The 20,260-nt window shown below is 55.9% G+C and carries 13 protein-coding genes; 10 read left to right on the forward strand and 3 right to left on the reverse strand.

Annotation, left to right across the window (positions count from 1 at the left end; genetic code table 11):
- Positions 1 to 61: 61 nt before the first annotated feature.
- Both RB_RS14200 and RB_RS14205 read left to right on the forward strand, forming a co-directional pair.
- Positions 62 to 658 (forward strand): sigma-70 family RNA polymerase sigma factor, encoded by a 597-nt coding sequence (locus tag RB_RS14200; protein WP_007324163.1) that lies wholly within the window; start codon positions 62 to 64, stop codon positions 656 to 658.
- A complete protein-coding gene (locus tag RB_RS14205; protein ID WP_011121179.1) occupies positions 651 to 1,544 on the forward strand; it encodes an SMC-Scp complex subunit ScpB in 894 nt (297 codons plus the stop codon). Before RB_RS14200 ends, RB_RS14205 begins: the two co-directional genes overlap by 8 nt.
- Here the strand turns inward: RB_RS14205 and rlmN are convergent.
- Positions 1,479 to 2,618 (reverse strand): 23S rRNA (adenine(2503)-C(2))-methyltransferase RlmN, encoded by a 1,140-nt coding sequence (gene rlmN / locus RB_RS14210; RefSeq protein WP_011121180.1) that lies wholly within the window; start codon positions 2,616 to 2,618, stop codon positions 1,479 to 1,481. The two genes, RB_RS14205 and rlmN, sit on opposite strands and share 66 nt — an antisense overlap.
- 149 nt (positions 2,619 to 2,767) lie before the next feature.
- On the opposite strand from rlmN, the gene RB_RS14215 reads away from it, so the two are divergent.
- From RB_RS14215 to RB_RS14225, 3 genes are all read left to right on the forward strand, one after another.
- On the forward strand, positions 2,768 to 6,337 hold the full coding sequence (locus RB_RS14215; RefSeq protein ID WP_011121181.1) for a PVC-type heme-binding CxxCH protein: 3,570 nt from the start codon (positions 2,768 to 2,770) through the stop codon (positions 6,335 to 6,337).
- Positions 6,338 to 6,347: 10 nt separating this feature from the next.
- On the forward strand, positions 6,348 to 8,285 hold the full coding sequence (locus tag RB_RS14220) for an AI-2E family transporter (RefSeq protein WP_164922027.1): 1,938 nt from the start codon (positions 6,348 to 6,350) through the stop codon (positions 8,283 to 8,285).
- A 70-nt stretch (positions 8,286 to 8,355) separates the two neighbouring features.
- Positions 8,356 to 10,005 carry a hypothetical protein gene (locus RB_RS14225; RefSeq protein ID WP_164922028.1) on the forward strand — a complete coding sequence of 550 codons (1,650 nt, stop codon included), beginning with the start codon at positions 8,356 to 8,358 and terminating at the stop codon, positions 10,003 to 10,005.
- Between the two features lie 16 nt (positions 10,006 to 10,021).
- On the opposite strand, the gene RB_RS14230 is transcribed toward RB_RS14225, so the two are convergent.
- Together RB_RS14230 and RB_RS14235 are read right to left on the reverse strand one after the other, a co-directional pair.
- A complete protein-coding gene (locus RB_RS14230; protein ID WP_007331975.1) occupies positions 10,022 to 11,371 on the reverse strand; it encodes a DUF1501 domain-containing protein in 1,350 nt (449 codons plus the stop codon).
- Positions 11,372 to 11,407: 36 nt separating this feature from the next.
- The gene (locus RB_RS14235; protein WP_011121184.1) at positions 11,408 to 13,552 is read right to left on the reverse strand and encodes a DUF1549 domain-containing protein; all 2,145 of its coding nucleotides are present in this window, start codon (positions 13,550 to 13,552) and stop codon (positions 11,408 to 11,410) included.
- An 81-nt stretch (positions 13,553 to 13,633) separates the two neighbouring features.
- Here RB_RS14235 and RB_RS14240 point away from each other — a divergent pair, with 81 nt between their 5' ends.
- From RB_RS14240 to RB_RS14260, 5 genes are all read left to right on the forward strand, one after another.
- Complete coding sequence (locus RB_RS14240; protein WP_164922029.1) at positions 13,634 to 14,389, forward strand: class I SAM-dependent methyltransferase; 756 nt, start codon at positions 13,634 to 13,636, stop codon at positions 14,387 to 14,389.
- Positions 14,390 to 14,518: 129 nt separating this feature from the next.
- Positions 14,519 to 15,970 (forward strand): UTP--glucose-1-phosphate uridylyltransferase, encoded by a 1,452-nt coding sequence (locus RB_RS14245; RefSeq protein WP_011121186.1) that lies wholly within the window; start codon positions 14,519 to 14,521, stop codon positions 15,968 to 15,970.
- Between the two features lie 158 nt (positions 15,971 to 16,128).
- A complete protein-coding gene (locus tag RB_RS14250) occupies positions 16,129 to 17,991 on the forward strand; it encodes an HlyD family secretion protein (RefSeq protein ID WP_164922030.1) in 1,863 nt (620 codons plus the stop codon).
- Positions 17,988 to 18,848, forward strand: a complete 861-nt coding sequence (locus RB_RS14255; RefSeq protein ID WP_011121188.1) for an ABC transporter ATP-binding protein — start codon at positions 17,988 to 17,990, stop codon at positions 18,846 to 18,848. Before RB_RS14250 ends, RB_RS14255 begins: the two co-directional genes overlap by 4 nt.
- Positions 18,845 to 20,176: an ABC transporter permease gene (locus RB_RS14260; RefSeq protein ID WP_007324174.1), complete on the forward strand. Its 1,332-nt coding sequence runs from the start codon at positions 18,845 to 18,847 to the stop codon at positions 20,174 to 20,176. The genes RB_RS14255 and RB_RS14260 overlap by 4 nt, the downstream gene beginning before the upstream one ends.
- The last annotated feature ends 84 nt before the right edge of the window (positions 20,177 to 20,260 follow it).

The raw sequence follows: 20,260 nt of genomic DNA on the forward strand, positions 1-20,260 counted from the left end.
GTTCTGCTACTGTAACGGTCCGCTGGCAACCCGCGAAGCGACAAACCCGATCGAACCAACGATGACGTCCAACGATCCCTCCGAACCCACCCCTACCGAGCCCCACGAATCGCCCGCCCGAGCCGAAGAAATCGCTCGGTACGAGCCGTATTTGAGAATGTTGGCTCGAATGCAGATGCGAGCGAGCTACAAAGCCAAACTGGGTGCATCCGACATCGTTCAACAAACGATGATGCAAGCCGTTGCGGCCATCGATCAGTATCGCGGCACAACGGAAGCCGAATGGCGGGCTTGGTTGCGGAAGATTCTGGTGCGGCAAATGTGTCACCTGGATCGTGATCTGCACCGCGACAAACGCGACATTCGCCGCGAACAATCGATGGAACAGCGGGTGGCTCAATCATCCATGCGGCTGGAAGGCTTGCTAGCCGGAGATGTCGGCACTCCCAGCCAGCACGCGATGGTGGGTGAATCGCTGGTGTCATTGGCCGACGCGATTGAATCGTTGCCGGAGGCCCAGCGTGACGCGATCGCGATGCATTACCTCGAAGGATTGAAACTGTCCGAAGTCGCCGAGCGAATGGACAAGACCACAGGATCGGTCGCGGGGCTGCTGCACCGAGGCATGAAACAATTGCGACAGAACTTCCATGAATGAACCTACCGACTCACCCGAAGACGACCACGTCCAAGACGGGCACGCTGAAAACGAGACACCGGAAAACGAACTGTCTGAGAACGCAGGCGAAATCGATAACGAATTCGATGACGACGAGGAAGGTTTCTCGCTGGAACAACTCGGAGCCGCCTACGCCCGAGTTGCAGCGATGTCGGAAAGCGGTGACGAAACACCGGTGGACCTGGATCCCTCCGAATTGTTGCGTTCCGAACCGGATCCCAACCCAAACGAAAACGAATCGGCCGAAGAGTTTATCGAAGAAGATCCTGACAGCGACGAAGCCCTGGCAGTCGCGGCGCAAACCTCAGCCGAATCAGACGCCTCCGCCGAACAAGCCGCCACTCCCGAAGCCATCGTGGAAGCAGCCTTGTTTGTTGGCCACCCAGAGAACCTGCCTCTGACACCACCTCGTCTCGCCTCGATCATGCGTGGTTTTTCACCGGAGGAAGTCGTTGACATCATCGACAAACTCAATGCGTCCTATCGTGCAGAACGACAGGGGATGCGAATTGTCGAACAAGACGGCGGGTACCGGATGGTGGTCGCCCCCGACGTGGAATCGGTTCGCGCCGCTTTCACCGGCAAAATTCGCGAAACGCGACTGAACCAATCCGCCGTCGAAGTGCTGTCCTTGGTCGCTTACCAACCCGGCATCACATCAGCCCGAGTCACCGATTTGCGGGGGCGCGACAGCGGCTCGCTGCTCAATCAAATGGTTCGTCGCCGACTCGTCGAAGTGAAACGAGAACCGGGCGAGGGCAGTGACAAACTGGTTTCGCGGTTCTATCCCGCCGAGCGGTTACTTGTTCTTCTGGGACTCGAGACCATCGACGACTTGCCGCACGTCGAGGAAGCCAACATGTGAGTCAGATTCCGACTCGGTCCGCCGAGCCTGCATGGCTCGCTGACGATTTTCTTGGCGAATCAATTGCCCGCAAGCGGCCTCGATGTCATTGCCCAAACTGTATCGCACGGTGGTTTTCAAACCGGATGCCTTCAGGATGTCAGCGAACGATTCGATGACCGGTCGCGATGACGCGTGCAGATGAGGGGACGCTTCGATCGTGTTGTACGGGATCAAGTTCACATGCACTCGCAGATCGCCAATCCAATCGATCAACCGATCTGCATCCTTTGCGGAATCATTCACATCACGAAGCATCAAGTATTCGATCATGAACTCACGATCTTGGATCGTTTGAATCTCGTGAATCGCGTCGTGTAATTGTGCCAGCGATGCCTTCTTGCCCAGCGGAATGATTTTTTCGCGAGTGGTTTGATCAGCGGAATGCAGACTGAGAGCCAAATTGAGATTTGGGAATCTCTTTGCCAACCGAAGCATCCCTGCGGGAACACCGACCGTTGAAACCAAAACCGTCGACGGCGAGCGTGCGAAGTGATCGGGCGCCGTCAGCAACTCGATCGCTTCGGTCACGTTCACTTCGTTGTGCAACGGTTCGCCCATTCCCATAAAGACGATGTTGCTAAGTCGTCGGTCTTCGCCTCGAAGAATTTGCCCCGCCTGAACGACTTGGTCCAAGATCTCTTCGGTCGCCAAGTTCTTCGCGATTCCCATTTTGCCGGTCGCGCAAAAGTCACACGCGGCGGCACATCCGATCTGGCTTGAAACGCACAGCGTCGTGCGTCCCGTCGCGATGCGAAGGATCACGGATTCGATCAGCATGCCCGACTCGGTTTCGAACAGCAGCTTGGTCGCTCCGTCGATCTCAGAATCCATCCGTTGATACAGCTTCAACGAGTGAAGTTCGATCGCCTCAGCCACCGGATACTTCTCTAAAACCGCTTCGTCGGATTCAAACTTCTTCAGCAGATCGTTTCGCAGTTTCCGAAACACCTGCGGGTCCAACCGACGATCGCGGCGCAATGCCTCCATCTCGTGAGTCTGAAAGAGTCGAACGGAGGCGGGTGCGGCGGTCATTCCGGGCTTACGGGTTCGCTAGGTGGGGGCACGCCAGATGGAGTGTCGTAGGACGGCAGTTTCGGGACGAAAACCTGATAGATTGTTAGCGTTCGTGTGGAAACTAGAAGAGCCCATCCTGATTTTCTGTCAAGAATTGAATCCCAAGAATGAATCTCCGGCGCCCCCCTCTTTCGCTTTGTTTTGCGGTTTGTCTCAGCTGTTTTGCACCCGTTGCAAACGCTCAACGAGATCTGACTGACATCCCGAAACCTGATCCGAACGCGGAAGCGGCGGCGATGAAGTTGGATCCCAAAGCGGCGATCAATCTTTTCGCATCGGATCCCGCGATTCGCAAACCGATTCAGATGAACTTCGACTGCACGGGGGCACTGTGGGTGGCCAGCAGCGAGTCGTACCCGCAAGTCAAACCGGGCGAGATACCCAACGACCAAATTGTCGTGCTACGAGATTTGGACAAAGACGGCGTCGCCGAATCCAGCACCGTTTTCGCGGACGGGTTATTGATCCCCACGGGTGTGATCCCCGACGGGCCCCACGCCGCCTACGTCGCGGCCAGCACCGAACTGCTGTACTTCAAAGACACCGACCACGATGGCGTTGCCGATGAACGACGCGTTGTGATGAGCGGATTCGGAACCGAGGACACACACCACTTGGTTCACACACTTCGTTGGGGTCCCGACGGATGCTTGTACTTCAACCAATCCATCTACATTCACTCGCACATCGATACGCCCGATGGAACCAAACGTTTGGACGGAGGTGGCATTTGGCGTTATCGCCCCAGCACCGGACAACTGGATATTTTCTGCAAAGGATTCATCAATCCGTGGGGGCACATCGTCAACCGCTCCGGCGAATCCTTCGTGACCGATGGAGCCGCCTTTGATGGCATCACCCACGCCTTCCCCGATGCCGTGTTCAAAACCTCTCCCGGTGCGACCCGATGGTTGCTGGGACTGAACCCCGGCAGCCCCAAACACTGCGGTTTGGAAGTGCTCTCCGGAACACACATTCCACCAGAATGGCAAGGCGACTTGGTCACCAATGACTTCCGCAGCCACCGTGTGTGCCGATTCAGTGTGCGTCCCAATGGAGCTGACTACATCAGCCGTCAACAACCCGAACTGGTAACGACCGAACACGTTGCATTCCGTCCCATCGATGCTCGCATGGCTCCCGACGGAACCGTGCTGATTGCCGATTGGTACAACCCCATCATTCAACACGGCGAAGTCGACTTTCGCGATCCGCGTCGCGACACCGAACATGGTCGTATCTGGCGACTGTCCTTTCCCGATCGACCACTCGATCCATGGCCCGACTTTTTGGCCGCGACCACATCCGAACTGCTGGGCTACCTCGAAGACGAATCGCTTGCGGTCCGTCAATTTGCTCGTCAAACGTTATGGGATCACCTGGAAGATCCGGGCATCTTCGACACGGTGGACCAATGGGTCAACCAAAATGGAAAACAACTGGCGACGCGAACGCTGGAAGCTCAGTGGCTTCGCGAAGCGGCTGTCCAACCGATCGCGACCGCTCCCGCGATGGCTCGCATTCAATCGTGGAAATCCGATCCGAGTTCGGTTCCCGACAACGCCGCAGCTTGGCTGAGAAGTCAATTTCGATCAGCCAACCAACTCACGACGCTGAACGCCCCCACCGCCAAACAAGCCATGGCGGATGCGGCCAGATTGGTCGGTGCCGCGACGGAGATCACCGACCTCGCATTGACCTTGGAAGTCATCGTGCAGTGTGGCCAGCTGGACACCGAAGAATCAGCGGTTTGGCTCCACCAAATTCTCTCGCGTTTACTCGCATCGGACCAATCGCTGTCCTCGCAAAACTCAATCGATTTTGCTCTGTGGCAATCCATTCGCGAAACGGCGGAGCACTGGCAACATGGCAACGACACGCTGCAAAACATCTGGGAGGAATCCCCGCAAACGCTGGCGTGGGCAGTCCGAGCCGTTGGAAATGCCGACGCAGCGAAGTTATTGATCGATCGCATCGAATGGGAAGAAATCTCTTCGGACGAAGCCGATGACCAATGGCTTCAAGCGGTTGGCGAAGTCGCGACCCCAGAACAACTCGGCGGTGTCCTGAATCGGTTGCTTGCCGGAAATCCAACTCACGTCGAACGCCGCATCAGCACATTGTTGGATGCGACGGCACCACGAAAGAACGTTGCTCCTGCCAATGCGAACGCCAGCGTGAATCAATGGCTGGCCAAACAAGACACCGGCCAATTGAAGGCGTCGACGATGTTATGGATTTCGCGAGCGACCCAGCAATGGAAGCTGCAATCCACGGAAGCAACCTTGTTGTCCGCCATTCAAACTCGCTCGGACGCGGCTGCAGAGGACCGTCAGATTTGGATCAACGCTTTGGCATCGCTCTCGTCTCCTAAGGCCAACCAACAATTGATGAGTATCGCCAAAGAAGGGTCGACCGCTGATCGAATCGCGGCAATCGACGGCTTGGTCAACTCGCGTCCCGGTGCGGCGGTTCCGTTGGTCTTGGACGCTCTAACGGAAGCCGAACTATCGAAGGCCGCCGAAAACTGGTTGGTCAGTTCGCTTTCGAGACCGGATCTGGTGAAACGATACGCTTCGAAAATGAGCGACATGGAATTGCCTTCCGATACCGCTCGAACATTGCTCCGATCGGTTCGTTCCGCCGGAGGCAACGCCGGGTTGGAACAAGCAATCCGCAAGTCCGGTAAGCTCGACGATGCGACCTGGGTCTTGTCGCCGGAGCTGAAAGACCGGTTGCTCAAACGAGTGCAAGAAACAGGATCGGCCAAGCGTGGTGAACTGGTCTATCGTCGCAATGAATTGCAATGCATTTCCTGCCACGCCATCGGACAGGGTGGAGGACTCGTTGGCCCCAACTTGGTCTCCTTGGGCGGCAGCTCGCAGCCGGACTATGTCCTAGAATCGCTGCTGGCCCCAAGTGCTCGATTGAAAGAAGGCTACTCCACTCGCAAAATTTTGACCGAAGACGGGGAAGTCATCAGTGGAATTTCCATCGGCGAAACCGACGACGCAATTCGATTGCGGTTGGCCAACGGCACCGTGCGAGAAATTGAGATCGATGCGATCCTGGATGACGCTCCTGGCAAATCGTTGATGCCTGAAGGTTTGCTCGACAATCTGACCGAAGCTGAACTGGTCGACCTCACGACTTTCCTTGCTGCTCTCGGACGGGAACCGCAATTCACCGTTTCAACAGAGAACCTGGTCCGAAGCCTCGAGACGATGAACTACACGCCAGCGGCAAACAGTCGGCTGAACCGAACCAGTGTCGATACGGCGGCTCAAGACGACCCTGCGATGACTTGGCGTGCTCTGACGACGATGGTGGACGGCAAAGTTCGCTTGGAGGAACTCGACAAATTCAAACAGCATCGTCATACGCCGCCGACCAGCTTCATTCGTTTTGACATCGAAGTCACGCCGGTAGACTCCGATGCGACGACTACCGACATCCAGTTGAAGTTGCAGTCAAAAACCGACGCCGCGGGGAGCGGCAATGAATGGGACGGCATCGAAGCCTGGGTCGACGGGAAGCCGATGCCGACCTGGCAATTGAAGAATCTCCCCTTGTCGCGAGGTCGCCACCGCATCACGTTGTCCATCAATCGCGATGCCGTGACGTCGAACATTGGGATCGCTTTGGAAGGCGACGCGATCGCAGCGACTCAAAATTGAAAGGGAGTTTGTGGGACGACGAAAAAAGAACCAATCGAGCCGTCAAAGCGGCAGCGACTCCGATCCGCCGGTCGACTCAAGTTCCACAAACGCAAGCGAACCTGAGTCACCGACTCAGGATGGCGAAACCGAGGCGACCGAGTCACCGGAGAAGCTCACCGCGGTGATCGGTGATTCCACGGCCGAGAGTTCTGAAGAGTCGGTTCCGCCTGGCACCCGCAAACAAATCCTCTTTCCCCAGCTGCCATCGCTTTCGCGGATCATGTCCGTGGTGATGCTGGTGATTGGCATCTTGGCGGTCGGGGTTTTGTTCTACCGATTAATGATCGGTTTTTTCGTTCCACTGTTTCTGGCCGCCCTTTTGGTGGTCATTTTCCGACCGGTCCATTTGTGGATTTTTGAAAAAGTCGGACGACGGCGCCGGCTAGCCGCGGGAACGACGACCGCGTTGATTTTGTTTATCGTCTTGCTGCCGCTGGGTGTTCTGGTCTCCGTCGCGACGACCCAGTTCACGATCCTGCTCAGCAAAATGAACCTGAGCAATATGTCGGTCGCGATGGAACGAGTCCGCTCACAAGTCGGACTGTCTCTTCCACACCCCGAACACTTTCGCGAACTCGACCGAATCGTTGGCGACATCAATGTGCCGAGAGCGGATGACCCGCAAGCCGTCCGGACCAAAATCAACGAGCTTCAGCAAGCCGCTGCAATTATCAACTACCTGCAATCAGAAGTTCCCAACGCTGGTATCGCCGAGGGTGCATCGGAAATTGCGATCAACAATCTGAACGAGTACGCGGAACTGCTGATTCTTTCCATCGACTCAGAGAACATTGATCGAGACATCGACATTTCGATCAGCAACAACCTCGTTCCCAAACCCTCCGCACCGGCGACCTCGTCGCTAGGCCAAATTGATCCCGATCAATTGGATGCCGACGCGGATTTACTGAATGACGTGGAAGAGTCGTCGGTCGCAGAAATTTCGGATCCACCTGTATCGGCCATCACGGTTGAACCCAACGAGGACGAAACTGATTCGGCCAACGATCAAGTCTCCGATGCCGACTCACCGAGCGAAGTGCCCAAGAACCCGCAGCCTCAATTGCTGGTTCAACTGAACAAAAATGAACGCTTCGAACAGCCAGCGGTCAAAACTGCCGCGGCGGTTCGAAGCTGGATGAATCAGTTGTTGGGCGGTTCCCTTCGCAGCCAGCTCAGTCTGATTGCGAACCCCGATGAAAAAGACTTTTCCTCTCTCATTCGAATGGCTCGCGAATCCTTGCAGCCCAGGTTCGTACGGCTGACAAGTGCGACCGGCAGCATCGTTGTCCAAGTCATCTTTGGTTTGGTGATTCTGGTCGTGTCGGTCTACTTCTTCTTGATTGACGGTCCGGTAATGATTCGCACGCTCATGCGTCTGTCACCCATGGACGATGCCTACGAACATCAACTGCTGACGGAATTCGATCGCACCAGCCGAGCAGTGGTGCTGGCGAGTGTTGCCAGCGCCGTTGTCCAAGGGATTTTGGCGACGATCGGATTCTGGCTTTGCGGTTTCGACCAAATCGTGCTGCTGTTGTTCCTCACCAGCGTGATGGCTTTGGTTCCCTTTCTGGGTGCCGCGTCCGTTTGGGTTCCGTGTGCGTTGTGGTTGGGTTTGGTGGATCAGCGATGGATCGCCGCCGCTTTCCTTGCGATCTACGGTGCGGCCGTTGTTTCATCGATTGACAACGTGATCAAGGTTTATGTCCTGCACGGCCGCAGCCAACTGCATCCACTGTTTGCACTGCTCAGTGTGATTGGTGGAGTGTCCGTGTTTGGTCCGATCGGGATTCTGGTGGGCCCCATGGTGGTGGTCTTCCTGCAGACCCTGCTGGAGATCCTGAACCATGAACTGAAAACGAGCCACGCTGATGAGGAAATTGACCCGCAATCGGCGGGCTGAAATGCCTGCGAAGCGTAGTTACAATACCCGTGTCTCATAACAAACAATTCCCGCCGGATTGGTCTCGCTCATGTTGGTCACCCCTTGTCCCCGTTGCCACGAATCAGTCCGAATTCCTGATCGTTTGCTTTCAGGACAGGTTGCAGCGACGGCTCAGGTTCAGTGCCCGTGGTGTTTGTCGACATTGGATCAACAGGAAATTGAATCGGTGATGCCTCCCGCACTGATCGTGGTTGGCGACAACCTGAACACCAGTGCAGACCCACTCACGGAATTGGAAGCCGTCGATGTTGACGATGAAGAGCCTGCCGCATTAGGTGGCTTTGCTCTCGCGGGTGCTGCTTCCGAGCTGGGGACGCAAGCGCCAGACCCAGAAGCCATCGGCTCGACAGAAGAAGTCGCCGAGTTGGAAGCTCTGGACTCGGATGTGTTCGAATCGCAAACCGACGAACCCGAGATCACATCGGTGGAAGCTTCCGCCGACGCCGATGACTTGGATGAGTTCACCATCCCGGAAGATCGAAGCGACTCCGCGGTCGATGGCGCCCCCGAAGTGGCTCCGATGGCGATTTACACCAGCGACAAAAAACGCCGCAAAAAAAAGTCGCTGATCAAAACCGTTGGATCGCCAATCCTCGGTGCTCTTCTGGCGTTGCCCATCGGCGGTGGATTGCTGTGGTACCTCGACGCACTTCCCAACCTCGGGTTCTATCCACTCGATGGAACTTACAGCTCTTCCAATTCCATCCAACGTTCGGCTGCGGCACCGGTCAATCCCGGCGGATACGTCCCACCAATCATGGACGAGACGCCGGAAGGCCGTTCGCTCGGAGAAGACCTGAACAACGGCTCGAGTGATGACACCTCGACTCCAGCCCCGGTCGAACTCGACACATCGGAAGCGGACATGGTCCCTGCCAATGACCCTGCCACGGATGCTTTGGCTGAACTAAGTGACATGGCCACGAGCAGCAACAATCCTTCCGCGGAAGATGATTTTGAAACACCGCCGGAAGACCTGCAGACGTTGCCGTCCGACGAATCATCGGTCACCGAAGTGGCAAAACCACCAGTGGACTCCATCACGACCTCCGAGGACGCTCCCTCGGATGCGCCGGCAACCGCCAGTGAAGATCCAACTGCCGAAGAGCCTCAGGATCATTTGCCTGGTTTGCCGGCAGCAATCAACGAAATGGTTTCCGACGACGCGGAAATGCCAGCGACACCAGATACAACCGCGTCCGAAGATAGCGACGCTGACATGTCCGCCGCCATCAACGAAATCGATATGGTGTTGGAGCAACTTGAGAGCATCGATGCTGCTGATCCCAAATACGGCCAAGCAGTGATCTTTGCCTATGGGACGCTCTCTCGTTTGTCCGCGGAAACATCACCCGGTAACTACGACCAACTGCAACCGTTGGTGGATCGCATCAAATCCAACACGAACCTTTTCATTTCGTTTGCCAAGCAGGTTCCAGCCTGGATCGACACTCCGAAGGACGATCGACAAACCGATGGAGCATTCATCCTCGGTAAATTTGTTGATGCAAAAGAATCCGACGGTTACCAAGTCCGACTGATGAACGGCAAAGCTTATCCGGTCACGTTCGCCGATAGCGTGGAGGCTCAAACAGTCACCGCGGTCGCATTCGGAAAGCTCGATGTATCCGATGAGCCCGCATCGTTCGAAATCAACTGGATGCAACCTGCCAATTGATCTCGATCAACACTCGCTAAGTGATGATCGAATCAATGACCTCGCCTTCGCTGCGTTTCATTGGACGTCCGATCGGAGTGTCCAGCTCTTCGGTCGGATCCAATCCCAAGGTGGCCAAGATCGTGGCGTGAAGGTCCGGGATCGTGACCGGACTGTCCACATGAGCATCTGGTTTGTCGGCGTTGGGTTCCGGTCCCGTTGCACCGTGAACATGTCCACGGCGAATACCGCCGCCAGCCAACAGCGTGCTGAAGCCATGGATCCAATGATCACGTCCGCCCGCCGGATTGATTTGGGGTGTGCGTCCAAACTCGCCACCACAAACGACCAGCGTGGACTCCAACAACCCACGTTCTTCCAAACGTTTTAGTAGAGCAGCGATGCCTTCGTCCAACGTTGCCGCCGCACTGGATTGCAGGCTGTGATTATTGATGTGACTGTCCCATCCATTGAGCGTCACCTCAACGCAACGAACACCGACCTCCACCAACCGAGATGCAGCCAAGCAACTTCGACCGAATGGGTGGTCACCAAAGGCGTCCAACTCGGCTTGAGGCTCCTCTTTCACATCAAAGGCGGTCAGTTGGTCACTCGACATCATCTTCCGAGCCGCCTGCGTTCCCGCCAAATGCAATGTCCGATTCTCTTGCAAGTTCCGAATTCGACCTCGAGTGAACTGAGGTTCGAGCACGTTATTCAGTGCATCCAGCCGACGTTGGTAACGCGACTCATCGACTCTCGGGCGAACATCCGGAACCGGTTCGAGCGGGTCGCCAGTCTTGAAGGCATCAAACTGTGGTCCCAAGTAGCCACCCGTCGCGGCGGAACGTCCGGCCAAGATCGAGATATGCCTCGGGATGTCGGCCCCCGCATCGTCGGCGTGACAAAGAATGCTACCGATCGACGGATGCTCCAGCGTTGGATCCGGGCGATAGCCTGACTTCATCGCATAGATTGCTCGCTCGTGATCGCCTTCCTTCCCAACCACGCTCCGTACCAGCGAACAAAGGTGCATCTGCTCGGCCAATCGCGGCATCGTGTCCGCGATTCGAACATCCTTCAACGTGGTCGCGACATCGCCGACATCACCACCAAACTTTGTGCCCGGATGGGGATCGAACGTTTCCAACTGACTCGGGCCGCCTTCCATCCACAGCAAAATCACGCTCTTAGGTGGTTTGCCCGGATCCGCTTTCTGCTCCGCGGCCAGCGTCAACCGACGTGCCAGCGAAGACATCATCAATGCGGACCCTGCTCCCAACAGCCGCCGACGTGACAGATGAATTTGAGCATTGCACAAACCGCTCCGCAGTCCCTCGCCCAATCGACCGATGGATCCGTGCTGGTCGTTGAATGAGATGCTCATGAAAGGCTCCGGATGGTTTCAAACAAAGTTCTGACTTCAATGGTTCCAGGCAAACTCGCTGCTGTTGAGCAAGATCCACGTCAAGTCTGTGATCTCTTGCTTGCGTGATGTTGGCGGATCATTCTGCTCACGACTCTCAGCGGTGAGACGTTTCACGAAGTGTTCAAGCTCTCGCTCGCTGGGTTCACGATTCAACACCGTTAAATACAACGTTCGAACCACATCCTCATCGTCTTTCGCAAACATCTCGATATGCGAAGAAGCATTCAGGATGGGATTTGGACTTGCCGTTTCGTTGATCAGCTTTCCGTTCAACATCACCAATCGCTGAGTAATCGTGACGGGTTGTTGTGTGAACTCGTCTTCCCCCAAATCGCCGTACCGTTTTAAGAAGTCGTTCAAACTTCCGAACTGCTGCAACTGAACCAAAAACGATGAATCACGGTTGATCGTTTTGATACGTCCCGCCTGAATCGCCGCCCCGGCAACCTGCTCGCTTCGCAGATGAGTCACAGGGAACACCGCCATCGCCAACTCATGCTGTTCGGTCACATCGAAGTCCGCGCGACTGCTTACACGAAAAGCGGGTGAATCGGTGATGCACCGAATCAGCTTTCGAATATTGAAATCACTTTCGATGAACGCTTCGGTCAGCGTTTCGATCAATGGCGACGGTGGCGAATCCAAAGGCAAGTTATCGACTTCACCCACCTGGAATCCATAGTCCGTTTCAATGGCTGGTGGCTGGCCGAACAACAACGTCCAGACACGAGTCACCGCGGCCCGGGCGGCTGGTTTGTTCTCGGTATGAGTCAACCAGTACGCCAACCGTTCGCGGTCACTCAGGTACCGAGGTAGCTCGAGAGGCTCTGGCGCATCGCTTGGTTCATCACTCGCAGATTCATCTGTCGTATCAGTGCTGTCGTCGTCAGAGGAATCGTCTTGTCGATTCTCGGGGCGTGGAGGCAACAACTCACGAAGGAACGGGACGTTGGGCTCCACCGGTACGGTTTCATCCGCGTACAAGTACTGATACTCGTAGTTCGCTCGCTTGTCCTTCAAACCCTGAACACCTTCGCTAGTCGCCGCCGTGAAGAATGCCGCGAGCGAGTGAAAGTCTTCTTGGGTTCCCTCTCTTAAAACATATTTCGCGTCTCCCTCCGCAGCAGCTTGCATCGTCGCGTCGCCAACGCCGCACATGATCCAGGACGCATCACCAAGCGAAACGTTCCCCAGAAAATCATCGTGGCATTGCAGGCAATCAATTCGCACGCCTAAAAAAGCTCGTGTCGTTCGAGCAGCCAAGCGGATCGGATCGGGCGCGTTGTCTCCGCTGTCGAAAGTGACGGTGTGAAAGTTGACCTCCGGCCGATCCGTCCAAACTCCTTCGGCCGTGATCAACATTCGCACCAACTCGTCATAGCGAGTGTTCTTTGCGTATTGTTCCGTCAGCCATGAGCGGAACCGTCTCCCACGGTAAAAGATGAATGGTCCTTCATCGGCACCTACCAAATAGCGAGCGGTTCGTTCGGCCCAGTAATGATGAAAGCGTTCGCTGTTAAGCAATCTCTCGCGATGCGTCTCGACACGATCGGCTTCGGGCAGTCGCTGCAGCGATCGGATCTCTTCCAGAGACAACCCGGTGCCCGCCAATGCCAGCGACAAGCGGCGGCACACAGTCATCCAATCCGCCATCGGAGCCGCGTCCAATCCGCGAGAGTCCAGTTCCGCACGCCATTGTTCGCTGAGTTTCTCGGCGACGAGTGCGAGCTCTGAGTCGCTCTTTCGCGAGATGGCGTTGCTCGATGGTTTCAGGTCCGAAGAACGCAAACTGACCGGTTCGATCGCGGTCGCTGGATCGTCGTTCAAAGCGATCGCGACGGACTCGGTACCGATATCGTCTACATTCTCGTCCTGAGCCACGACGGACTTTGCATCGCCCTCATCAAAGATTGCAGATGGATCAGGACTCAAACCGGAGCACAAAAACCCAAACGTCATCAACGCCAAAAACAGCAACAAGCTCCAGCGTCCAACTGAAACGAGGGCACGTTTACATCGGGGCACAAGCTCAGCGTCGACGACCGGATCGGACACCAACTCGGCCGTCACCAGCGAACTTTTCGCGAATGAGTCAGGGGACTCGTCGCTACTGTCGATCGTGGTTTCAATGGGTGGCATGTGTGTGTTTCGCTTTCCGGCGGGCTATCTTGCCAAGGACAACTCAATTTTATCCGATTTCTTCAGACAGTCTGTATCAGCGTGAATCGAGTCACCGACGACCCATCCAACGACTTCTTCTTCGAAGCCTACGACCGCGAAAACATCGCATACGGCATGCAACCTTCGCCGGAATTGGCTGCGTATTTGAAACAAACTGGTGCGAAGGCATCGACCTACACCCAACGGCCAAAAGCCATTGATTTGGGTGCTGGGGCCGGCCGAGACACGCTGGCACTCGCCGCGGCGGGCTATGACGTCACATCGGTTGATGTTAGCGAACGAGGGCTCGACCGGATTCGCGAACGAGCTGAACGAACCGACTTGTCCGAACGAATTCAGACGGTCGTTTGCGACGTGCGCGAGTTGTCGATGGAAGCGAATCAGTACGCCGCCGTCATCGCGACGACTGTTCTGGATCATATTCCTGGGACCGATGCGCCGGCCGTTTGGAAAAAAATGTGTGCCTCCCTGACCGATCACGGCATGCTGTACGCACAAGTTCACACGACCGAAGATCCGGGCAGCAACCAATCACCGGGCAAGGAAAGCGACCAACCCGTCAGCGAAACGGCGGGTGCGGTGATCAATTATTTCCGCCCCAATCAATTGGTCGGTTGGGCATGCGATCCCGATTCGAAGCTGCGTGTCTTGCGGTACGAAGAACGCCTCGAATGGGACACCACCCATGGTGCCCCGCACCAACACGGTAAGGCGGTTCTGCTGGCCGTTCGCCATGGTTTCCACCCGGAATGGTTTGGACAACCCGCAGCATTCCCGCGTCCCGAACAGGATTGAGGAAGTTTTCGCGAATCTCCCCAACGGGTGGCTGGAATGGGTACGGAACAGAATATGCTGGTCTGAGCTGCCGTCTTTGCTTGCAATTCACTGCATTCACCTTTCCTCCAACGAATTCACCAGTTACCAATGTCTGCCGCCCAGTCGTCCGCTCAAAGCCAACCCAATCTTTCGTTCGATGAGCTGAAATCTCGCTTGGAGCCTTTCGAACAAACACACCTGCTGCGTTTTTGGGACTCGCTCGATTCCGACCAGCAATCTCGATTGAGCGAGCAGATCGCGCAAGTGGACTTCGCCCGGCTCAAAACGCTGATCGAAGGCAAAGACAAATCGGTCGACTTCGGTGAACTGGCCGCGCGGGCAACAATGCCACAAGCGGTCGCCAGCGACGGAAGCGGTTGCGATTGGACTCTCGAAGACGCCCAGAAGCGTGGCGAAGAAGCCCTCCGAGCCGGCGAGATCGCGACCGTGTTGGTTGCCGGAGGACAGGGAACTCGGCTGGGGTTCGATCAACCGAAAGGCATGTTTCCCGTAGGGCCCGTCAGCGAGCGAACACTCTTTCAATTCTTCGCGGATCGTTTGATTGCGGCGGGCGAAAAGTATGGCGTCGACGTGCCTTTGTATCTGATGACCAGCGAAGCGACCCACGTCGAAACACGTCGCTACTTTGAAGAGAACAATTACCTGGGATTGAAACCCGAGCAGGTCACGATCTTTCAACAAGGCACCATGCCCGCGGTCGATGCGGAGACCGGACAAGTGTTGTTGGCGGAGAAAGGCTCTCTCGCGCTCAGCCCTGACGGCCACGGCGGAACCCTGCGTGCTCTTTCACGAAACGGGTGCATGGAAGAAATGCGGAAGAACGGACGCAAGCACCTATTCTACTTCCAGGTCGACAATCCGTTGGTCGGTTTGTGCGATCCTGTTTTCATCGGCCACCATTTGCTGGCCAGCAGCGAGATGACCACGCAAGTCATCCGCAAACGCTACCCAACCGAAAAAGTTGGAAACGTCGTCGAGATCGACGGTCAGACCCAGATCATCGAGTACAGCGACCTGCCTGACTCGGCCGCCGAAATGACCAACGCCGATGGCAGCCTAAAACTTTGGGCCGGCAACATCGCGGTCCATCTGTTCGACCTGGACTTTCTGGAGCGGATGCTGGATCTAGACACGTCCCTTCCAATCCACCGGGCCAACAAAAAGGTCTCGCATGTGGTTGCGGACGGCCAATTGGTGACACCCGAGAGCCCCAACGCGACCAAGTTCGAGCAATTCATCTTTGATTTGCTCCCAAATGCGAAAAACACGATTGTTTGCGAAGCCAATCCGGCCGAGGCCTTTGCACCGGTTAAGAATGCCAACGGTGCGGCGACGGACACCCCCGAATTGGCCCAACAAGCGATTTGCGATCTCCACCGAGGCTGGTTGAGATCCTGCGGCGTGACGGTCGACGATTCGGTCAAAGTCGAAATCAACCCCCGATTCGCGATGGATTCGAACGAATTGTGCGAGAAATTGCGACAATCGGGCGACTCCGATGGCGAACAATCGATCTCGTCAGATCGATATTTTTCGTAAAAACGGTTGGGGGATCGGTTGGGTCAAGTAACATATTGGCCCGACTGGTGGACTCGCCGTGTTCACCTTCCCCACAAAAACCACGCGAAACCTTCGCTGATTTTTGGGGTTCAAATGTTAGCCCTCCGTTCTCTCCCCACGGCCCCCGCCTGAAAATCATGCGATCATCCACATTCAGCCCGCCCCGGCAGCAAGCCGGAGCGGAGCGACGTCGCTTTCGTTCGGCTCGCCCAATCACCCGCAATTCCCAGCTTCCCGCTGTGGCTTGGCAGCACCCAGCCAGCAAGGCAGATCATCCGCGAACAGGCGGGATCATGGTCGGGCTGTTGATCTGTTTGGTTTTGATTGGCGTTGGAGGCTACTTCGGCTACCAGCAATACATTGCAAAACAATCAACGATCAGTGCGGATGATTTGATCGTTTCCGAAGTCGTCAAAGAGGCATTTGATCACACGGTGGTCGAACAAGGCGAAATCGAGAGTAGCAGCAATACCGAAATCATCTGCCAGATCGAATCTCGAGGTGGATCAGGCACATCGATTTTGTGGGTCATCGACGAAGGCTCACGCGTTCGCAAGGGCGACAAATTGGTTGAGCTCGATTCATCCAATCTCGAAGTCCAGCTAAAAGAAAACCGAATTGAAGTCATCGTGGCCGAAGCCAACGTCGCCACCGCTTCGGCAATGGTCGAGCAAGCCAAGATCGCTCGCGAAGAGTATCTCGAAGGCGTCTACAAGACCGATGAGAAAGCGATCTTGAGCGAAATCGCGGTGGCTGAGCAGGAGCTTCGCAAGGCTCAATTGGCCATCGGCAGTACCGAACGTTTGGTCGCCAAAGGTTTGGTCAAATCGTTGCAATTGGAAGCCGACAAGTTTGCACTCGCAAACGCTCAAAACCAATTGGAATCGGCTCAGGGCCGCCTGAAGGTGCTGCAGAACCTGACTCGCCGAAAGATGCTGGTCCAGTTCGATAGCGACATCGATGCGGCAGAAGCCACGCTGTCCGCGGCACGCTCCGAGTTGTTGGAAGAACAACAGGAACTCGCCGAAGTCGAACAACAAATTGAAGTCTGTGTGATGTACGCCCCGACCGACGGCGTCGTGGTCCATGCCAACCGATACAGTTCACGTGGCGGCAACGCTGAGTTTGTCGTCGAAGCCGGTGCTCAAGTGCGTGAGCGTCAAGCGATCATCGAACTTCCCGATCCCACTCGCATGCAAGTTCGTTGCAAAGTCAACGAATCTCGCGTGACACTGCTGAAGCGAGGCATGCCCGCCAAGATTCGCTTGGACGCATTGCCCGACGTCGTGTTGAAGGGTCGTGTCACCAAGGTGAACCGCTATGCCGAACCGGGTAGCTGGTTCAGTTCTTCGGTCAAAGAATACGCCACCACGATCGAAATCATCGATCCGCCCGAAATCATCCGAACCGGCATGACCGCGGCGGTGGAAGTGTTCATCCAACAGCTTCCCGATGCGACCCAGGTACCGATCCAAGGCTTGTATGAACACGGCGGAAAGATGTATTCGCTGGTACAAACCGGACCACAAAGCTTCGAGACTCGCGCAGTGGAAGCCGGTGCGATCAACGACACCATGGCAAACATTGTTTCGGGTTTGGAACCTGGCGAGAAAGTCGTTCTGAATCTGCGAGAACATTTGAACCTATTGGATCTGCCGGAGATCGTCGCTGTGGACAACAGCGAAATGCGTGACCTACGCGAAACCGCACCCGTGGAAGGGGCCGGGGAAGCCGCAACAGGTGCGGAAGCCGGACGCAAACCTGGCGAGGGTCCTCCTGGCGGACGAAAACCCGGCGCGGGCCGACCTGAAGGTGGTTCGCCCAAAGGCGGCGGAGGTGCTGCCGGCGGTGGCTCAAATCGCCCACGCCCTAATCAGCAAACCGCCATCGAGACATCCGACGAGGATGTTTCGGACTCAGCCGGCGACGTTGATGATTCGAAGAGCGAACCGACCAAAGCGATCACGAAGGTCACTGAAACCATTCCGGTCGCGTCATGAGTGTTCCCAACGCCTATGACCCTCAAACGTCGGACGCATCTTTGAGCGGAACCGCTGTGGCAAACACCGAATCGAAGGCTGGCGTGAAAGGAAAACGCCTGGCCACGAGCATCAAGAATCTGACGAAGGAATACGTTCTCAAGAGCGAGACCGTACGAGCTCTTCGTGGAGTCTCATTCGATGTGCCCGAGGGTGACTTTGTCGCGATCATGGGACCATCGGGTAGCGGCAAGAGTACGTTGCTGAACCTGCTGGGATGTTTGGACCAACCCACCGCGGGTCACTTGATGTTGGGCGATGATGACATCGGCACCATGTCCGATGATGAACTCGCCGACATCCGCAGTCGTCGGATTGGTTTTGTCTTTCAGTCGTACAACTTGATTCAACAACTCAGTGTTGTTGAGAACATTCAAGTGCCGTTGTACTACCAGGGCAAACTCGGGCCCGAGCAACACAAACGAGTTGTCGAACTGGCCGACCGAGTCGGCCTAGGCGACCGACTTGATCACCGTCCCAACCAACTCTCGGGTGGACAGCAGCAACGTGTCGCGATCGCTCGATCATTGGTCAATGACCCATTCTTCATTCTTGCCGACGAACCAACCGGGAACTTGGATTCGGTCACGACCGAAGAAATCTTGACGCTGTTCGATGTCCTCAACAGTGAAGGCCGGACGATCATCCTGGTGACACACGAAGACGATGTCGCAGACCGAGCCAAGCGAGTCGTTCGTCTTAAAGACGGCATGCTGCACAGCGATGATTTGGTCCCCGAGGCACAACGCGAAAAAGCTCGCAACGCGCAGCGAGAGGCCGCCAAAGCTATCCTTGCAAAACAGGGCCTCGAATCATGATGTGGCTTCGTACATTCTCGCTCGGTGTCAAAAGCCTGACTCTGCACCCGCTTCGAACCGGGCTGACGATGCTGGGTATCTTGATCGGTGTTTGGGCCGTGATTGTGTTGACCGCGATCAGCCAAGGCGCCAGTGATCAGGTTCAGAAGCAAATTGAATCGCTCGGTGCAACAACCATCATCGTCCGAACGGTTAAACCGTCCGAAGAGAAACTCGTCGATCGCTCAGCCTCCAAGTACGGACTGTTGCGTTCGGAGCTCGACCAAATTCTCGCAACACTGCCAACCATTCAAAAGGCAGTTCCCATTCGCGAAATCCGTCGCCAGTTCACCTACCGAGACAAGTTGTGCGACGGACGTTTGGTCGGTTGCACGCCCGGCTACGCAACCGTCAATCAACTCAAAATTCGCGAACGTGGCGGACGCTTTTTGACGGACGCGGATGGACTCAACAACGAAAACGTTTGCGTGATCGCGACGGGTGTTGTCGAACGTTTGTTTCCTTATGAGGAACCACTCGGCAAAAGAATCTACATTCCCGAGCACACTGATTTTTACCGTGTCGTTGGCGTCTTGGAAGCTCGCAATCCATCCGCGGCCATCGGTGGCTCATTGGACTCGCAAGACTTTTCCAAAGACGTTTACATCCCGATGCAGACGATGCAAAAGCGCATCGGCGACACAATCGTGACCCGTCGCAGTGGCCAGTTCCAAATTGAAATGATGGAACTGAACCAGATCACGTTGCAAGTCGAGAAGGTTTCGCAGGTCCGCACGACCGCCGCTGTCATCGAAAACATTTTGGCACCCAAGCACGCGGAAGTGGGTGACATCGCCGTCGTGGTTCCACTGGAACTGCTGGAACAAGCCCGCAACTTACGATTGATGTTCCTGGGCATTGGGATCTTGATCGCCTGCATCTCTCTGCTGGTGGGCGGCATCGGGATTATGAATATCATGCTCGCCAGCGTCACCGAGCGAACTCGCGAGATCGGTATTCGTCGCGCCCTCGGTGCGAAACGAGCAGACATCGTGCGTCAATTTTTGGTCGAAACGATCGTGCTCAGCTTCGCCGGTGCGTTCCTGGGCATTCTGCTGGGATTTGCCGGCCCACCGATGTACCGGCTGTTCATTGGATTGGTTGCCAGTGGTTTTCCAGAGCAATTCGAGGCATTGCCAAGCGCCATTCGTGATTCGCAACCTGCGATTGTTTACGAAACCATTCCATTGGCGGTGATCATCGCGGTCATGGTCGGTTTGGTGAGCGGACTTTATCCCGCAATTCGTGCAGCTCGAATGAATCCAATCGAAGCCCTGCGTCACGAATAAGGATCGGTTCAGGGAAAGGCATCTGAGACTTCTCGGCGAATCGGTCACGTTGCCGTTTCGCCCGCAGGCATCAGGCTCAGATTC

It is taken from the genome of Rhodopirellula baltica SH 1 (genome assembly GCF_000196115.1).
Classification (GTDB): domain Bacteria; phylum Planctomycetota; class Planctomycetia; order Pirellulales; family Pirellulaceae; genus Rhodopirellula; species Rhodopirellula baltica.

Excerpts from the sequence above, each read along its gene's own strand:
- RB_RS14260 (WP_007324174.1), top strand. The coding sequence starts at position 18,845 with ATGATGTGGCTTCGTACATTCTCGCTCGGTGTCAAAAGCCTGACTCTG.
- RB_RS14215 (WP_011121181.1), top strand. The coding sequence starts at position 2,768 with ATGAATCTCCGGCGCCCCCCTCTTTCGCTTTGTTTTGCGGTTTGTCTC.
- RB_RS14245 (WP_011121186.1), top strand. The coding sequence starts at position 14,519 with ATGTCTGCCGCCCAGTCGTCCGCTCAAAGCCAACCCAATCTTTCGTTC.
- RB_RS14225 (WP_164922028.1), top strand. The coding sequence starts at position 8,356 with ATGTTGGTCACCCCTTGTCCCCGTTGCCACGAATCAGTCCGAATTCCT.
- rlmN (WP_011121180.1), bottom strand. The coding sequence starts at position 2,618 with ATGACCGCCGCACCCGCCTCCGTTCGACTCTTTCAGACTCACGAGATG.
- RB_RS14255 (WP_011121188.1), top strand. The coding sequence starts at position 17,988 with ATGAGTGTTCCCAACGCCTATGACCCTCAAACGTCGGACGCATCTTTG.
- RB_RS14200 (WP_007324163.1), top strand. The coding sequence starts at position 62 with ATGACGTCCAACGATCCCTCCGAACCCACCCCTACCGAGCCCCACGAA.
- RB_RS14250 (WP_164922030.1), top strand. The coding sequence starts at position 16,129 with ATGCGATCATCCACATTCAGCCCGCCCCGGCAGCAAGCCGGAGCGGAG.
- RB_RS14230 (WP_007331975.1), bottom strand. The coding sequence starts at position 11,371 with ATGAGCATCTCATTCAACGACCAGCACGGATCCATCGGTCGATTGGGC.
- RB_RS14205 (WP_011121179.1), top strand. The coding sequence starts at position 651 with ATGAATGAACCTACCGACTCACCCGAAGACGACCACGTCCAAGACGGG.
- RB_RS14235 (WP_011121184.1), bottom strand. The coding sequence starts at position 13,552 with ATGCCACCCATTGAAACCACGATCGACAGTAGCGACGAGTCCCCTGAC.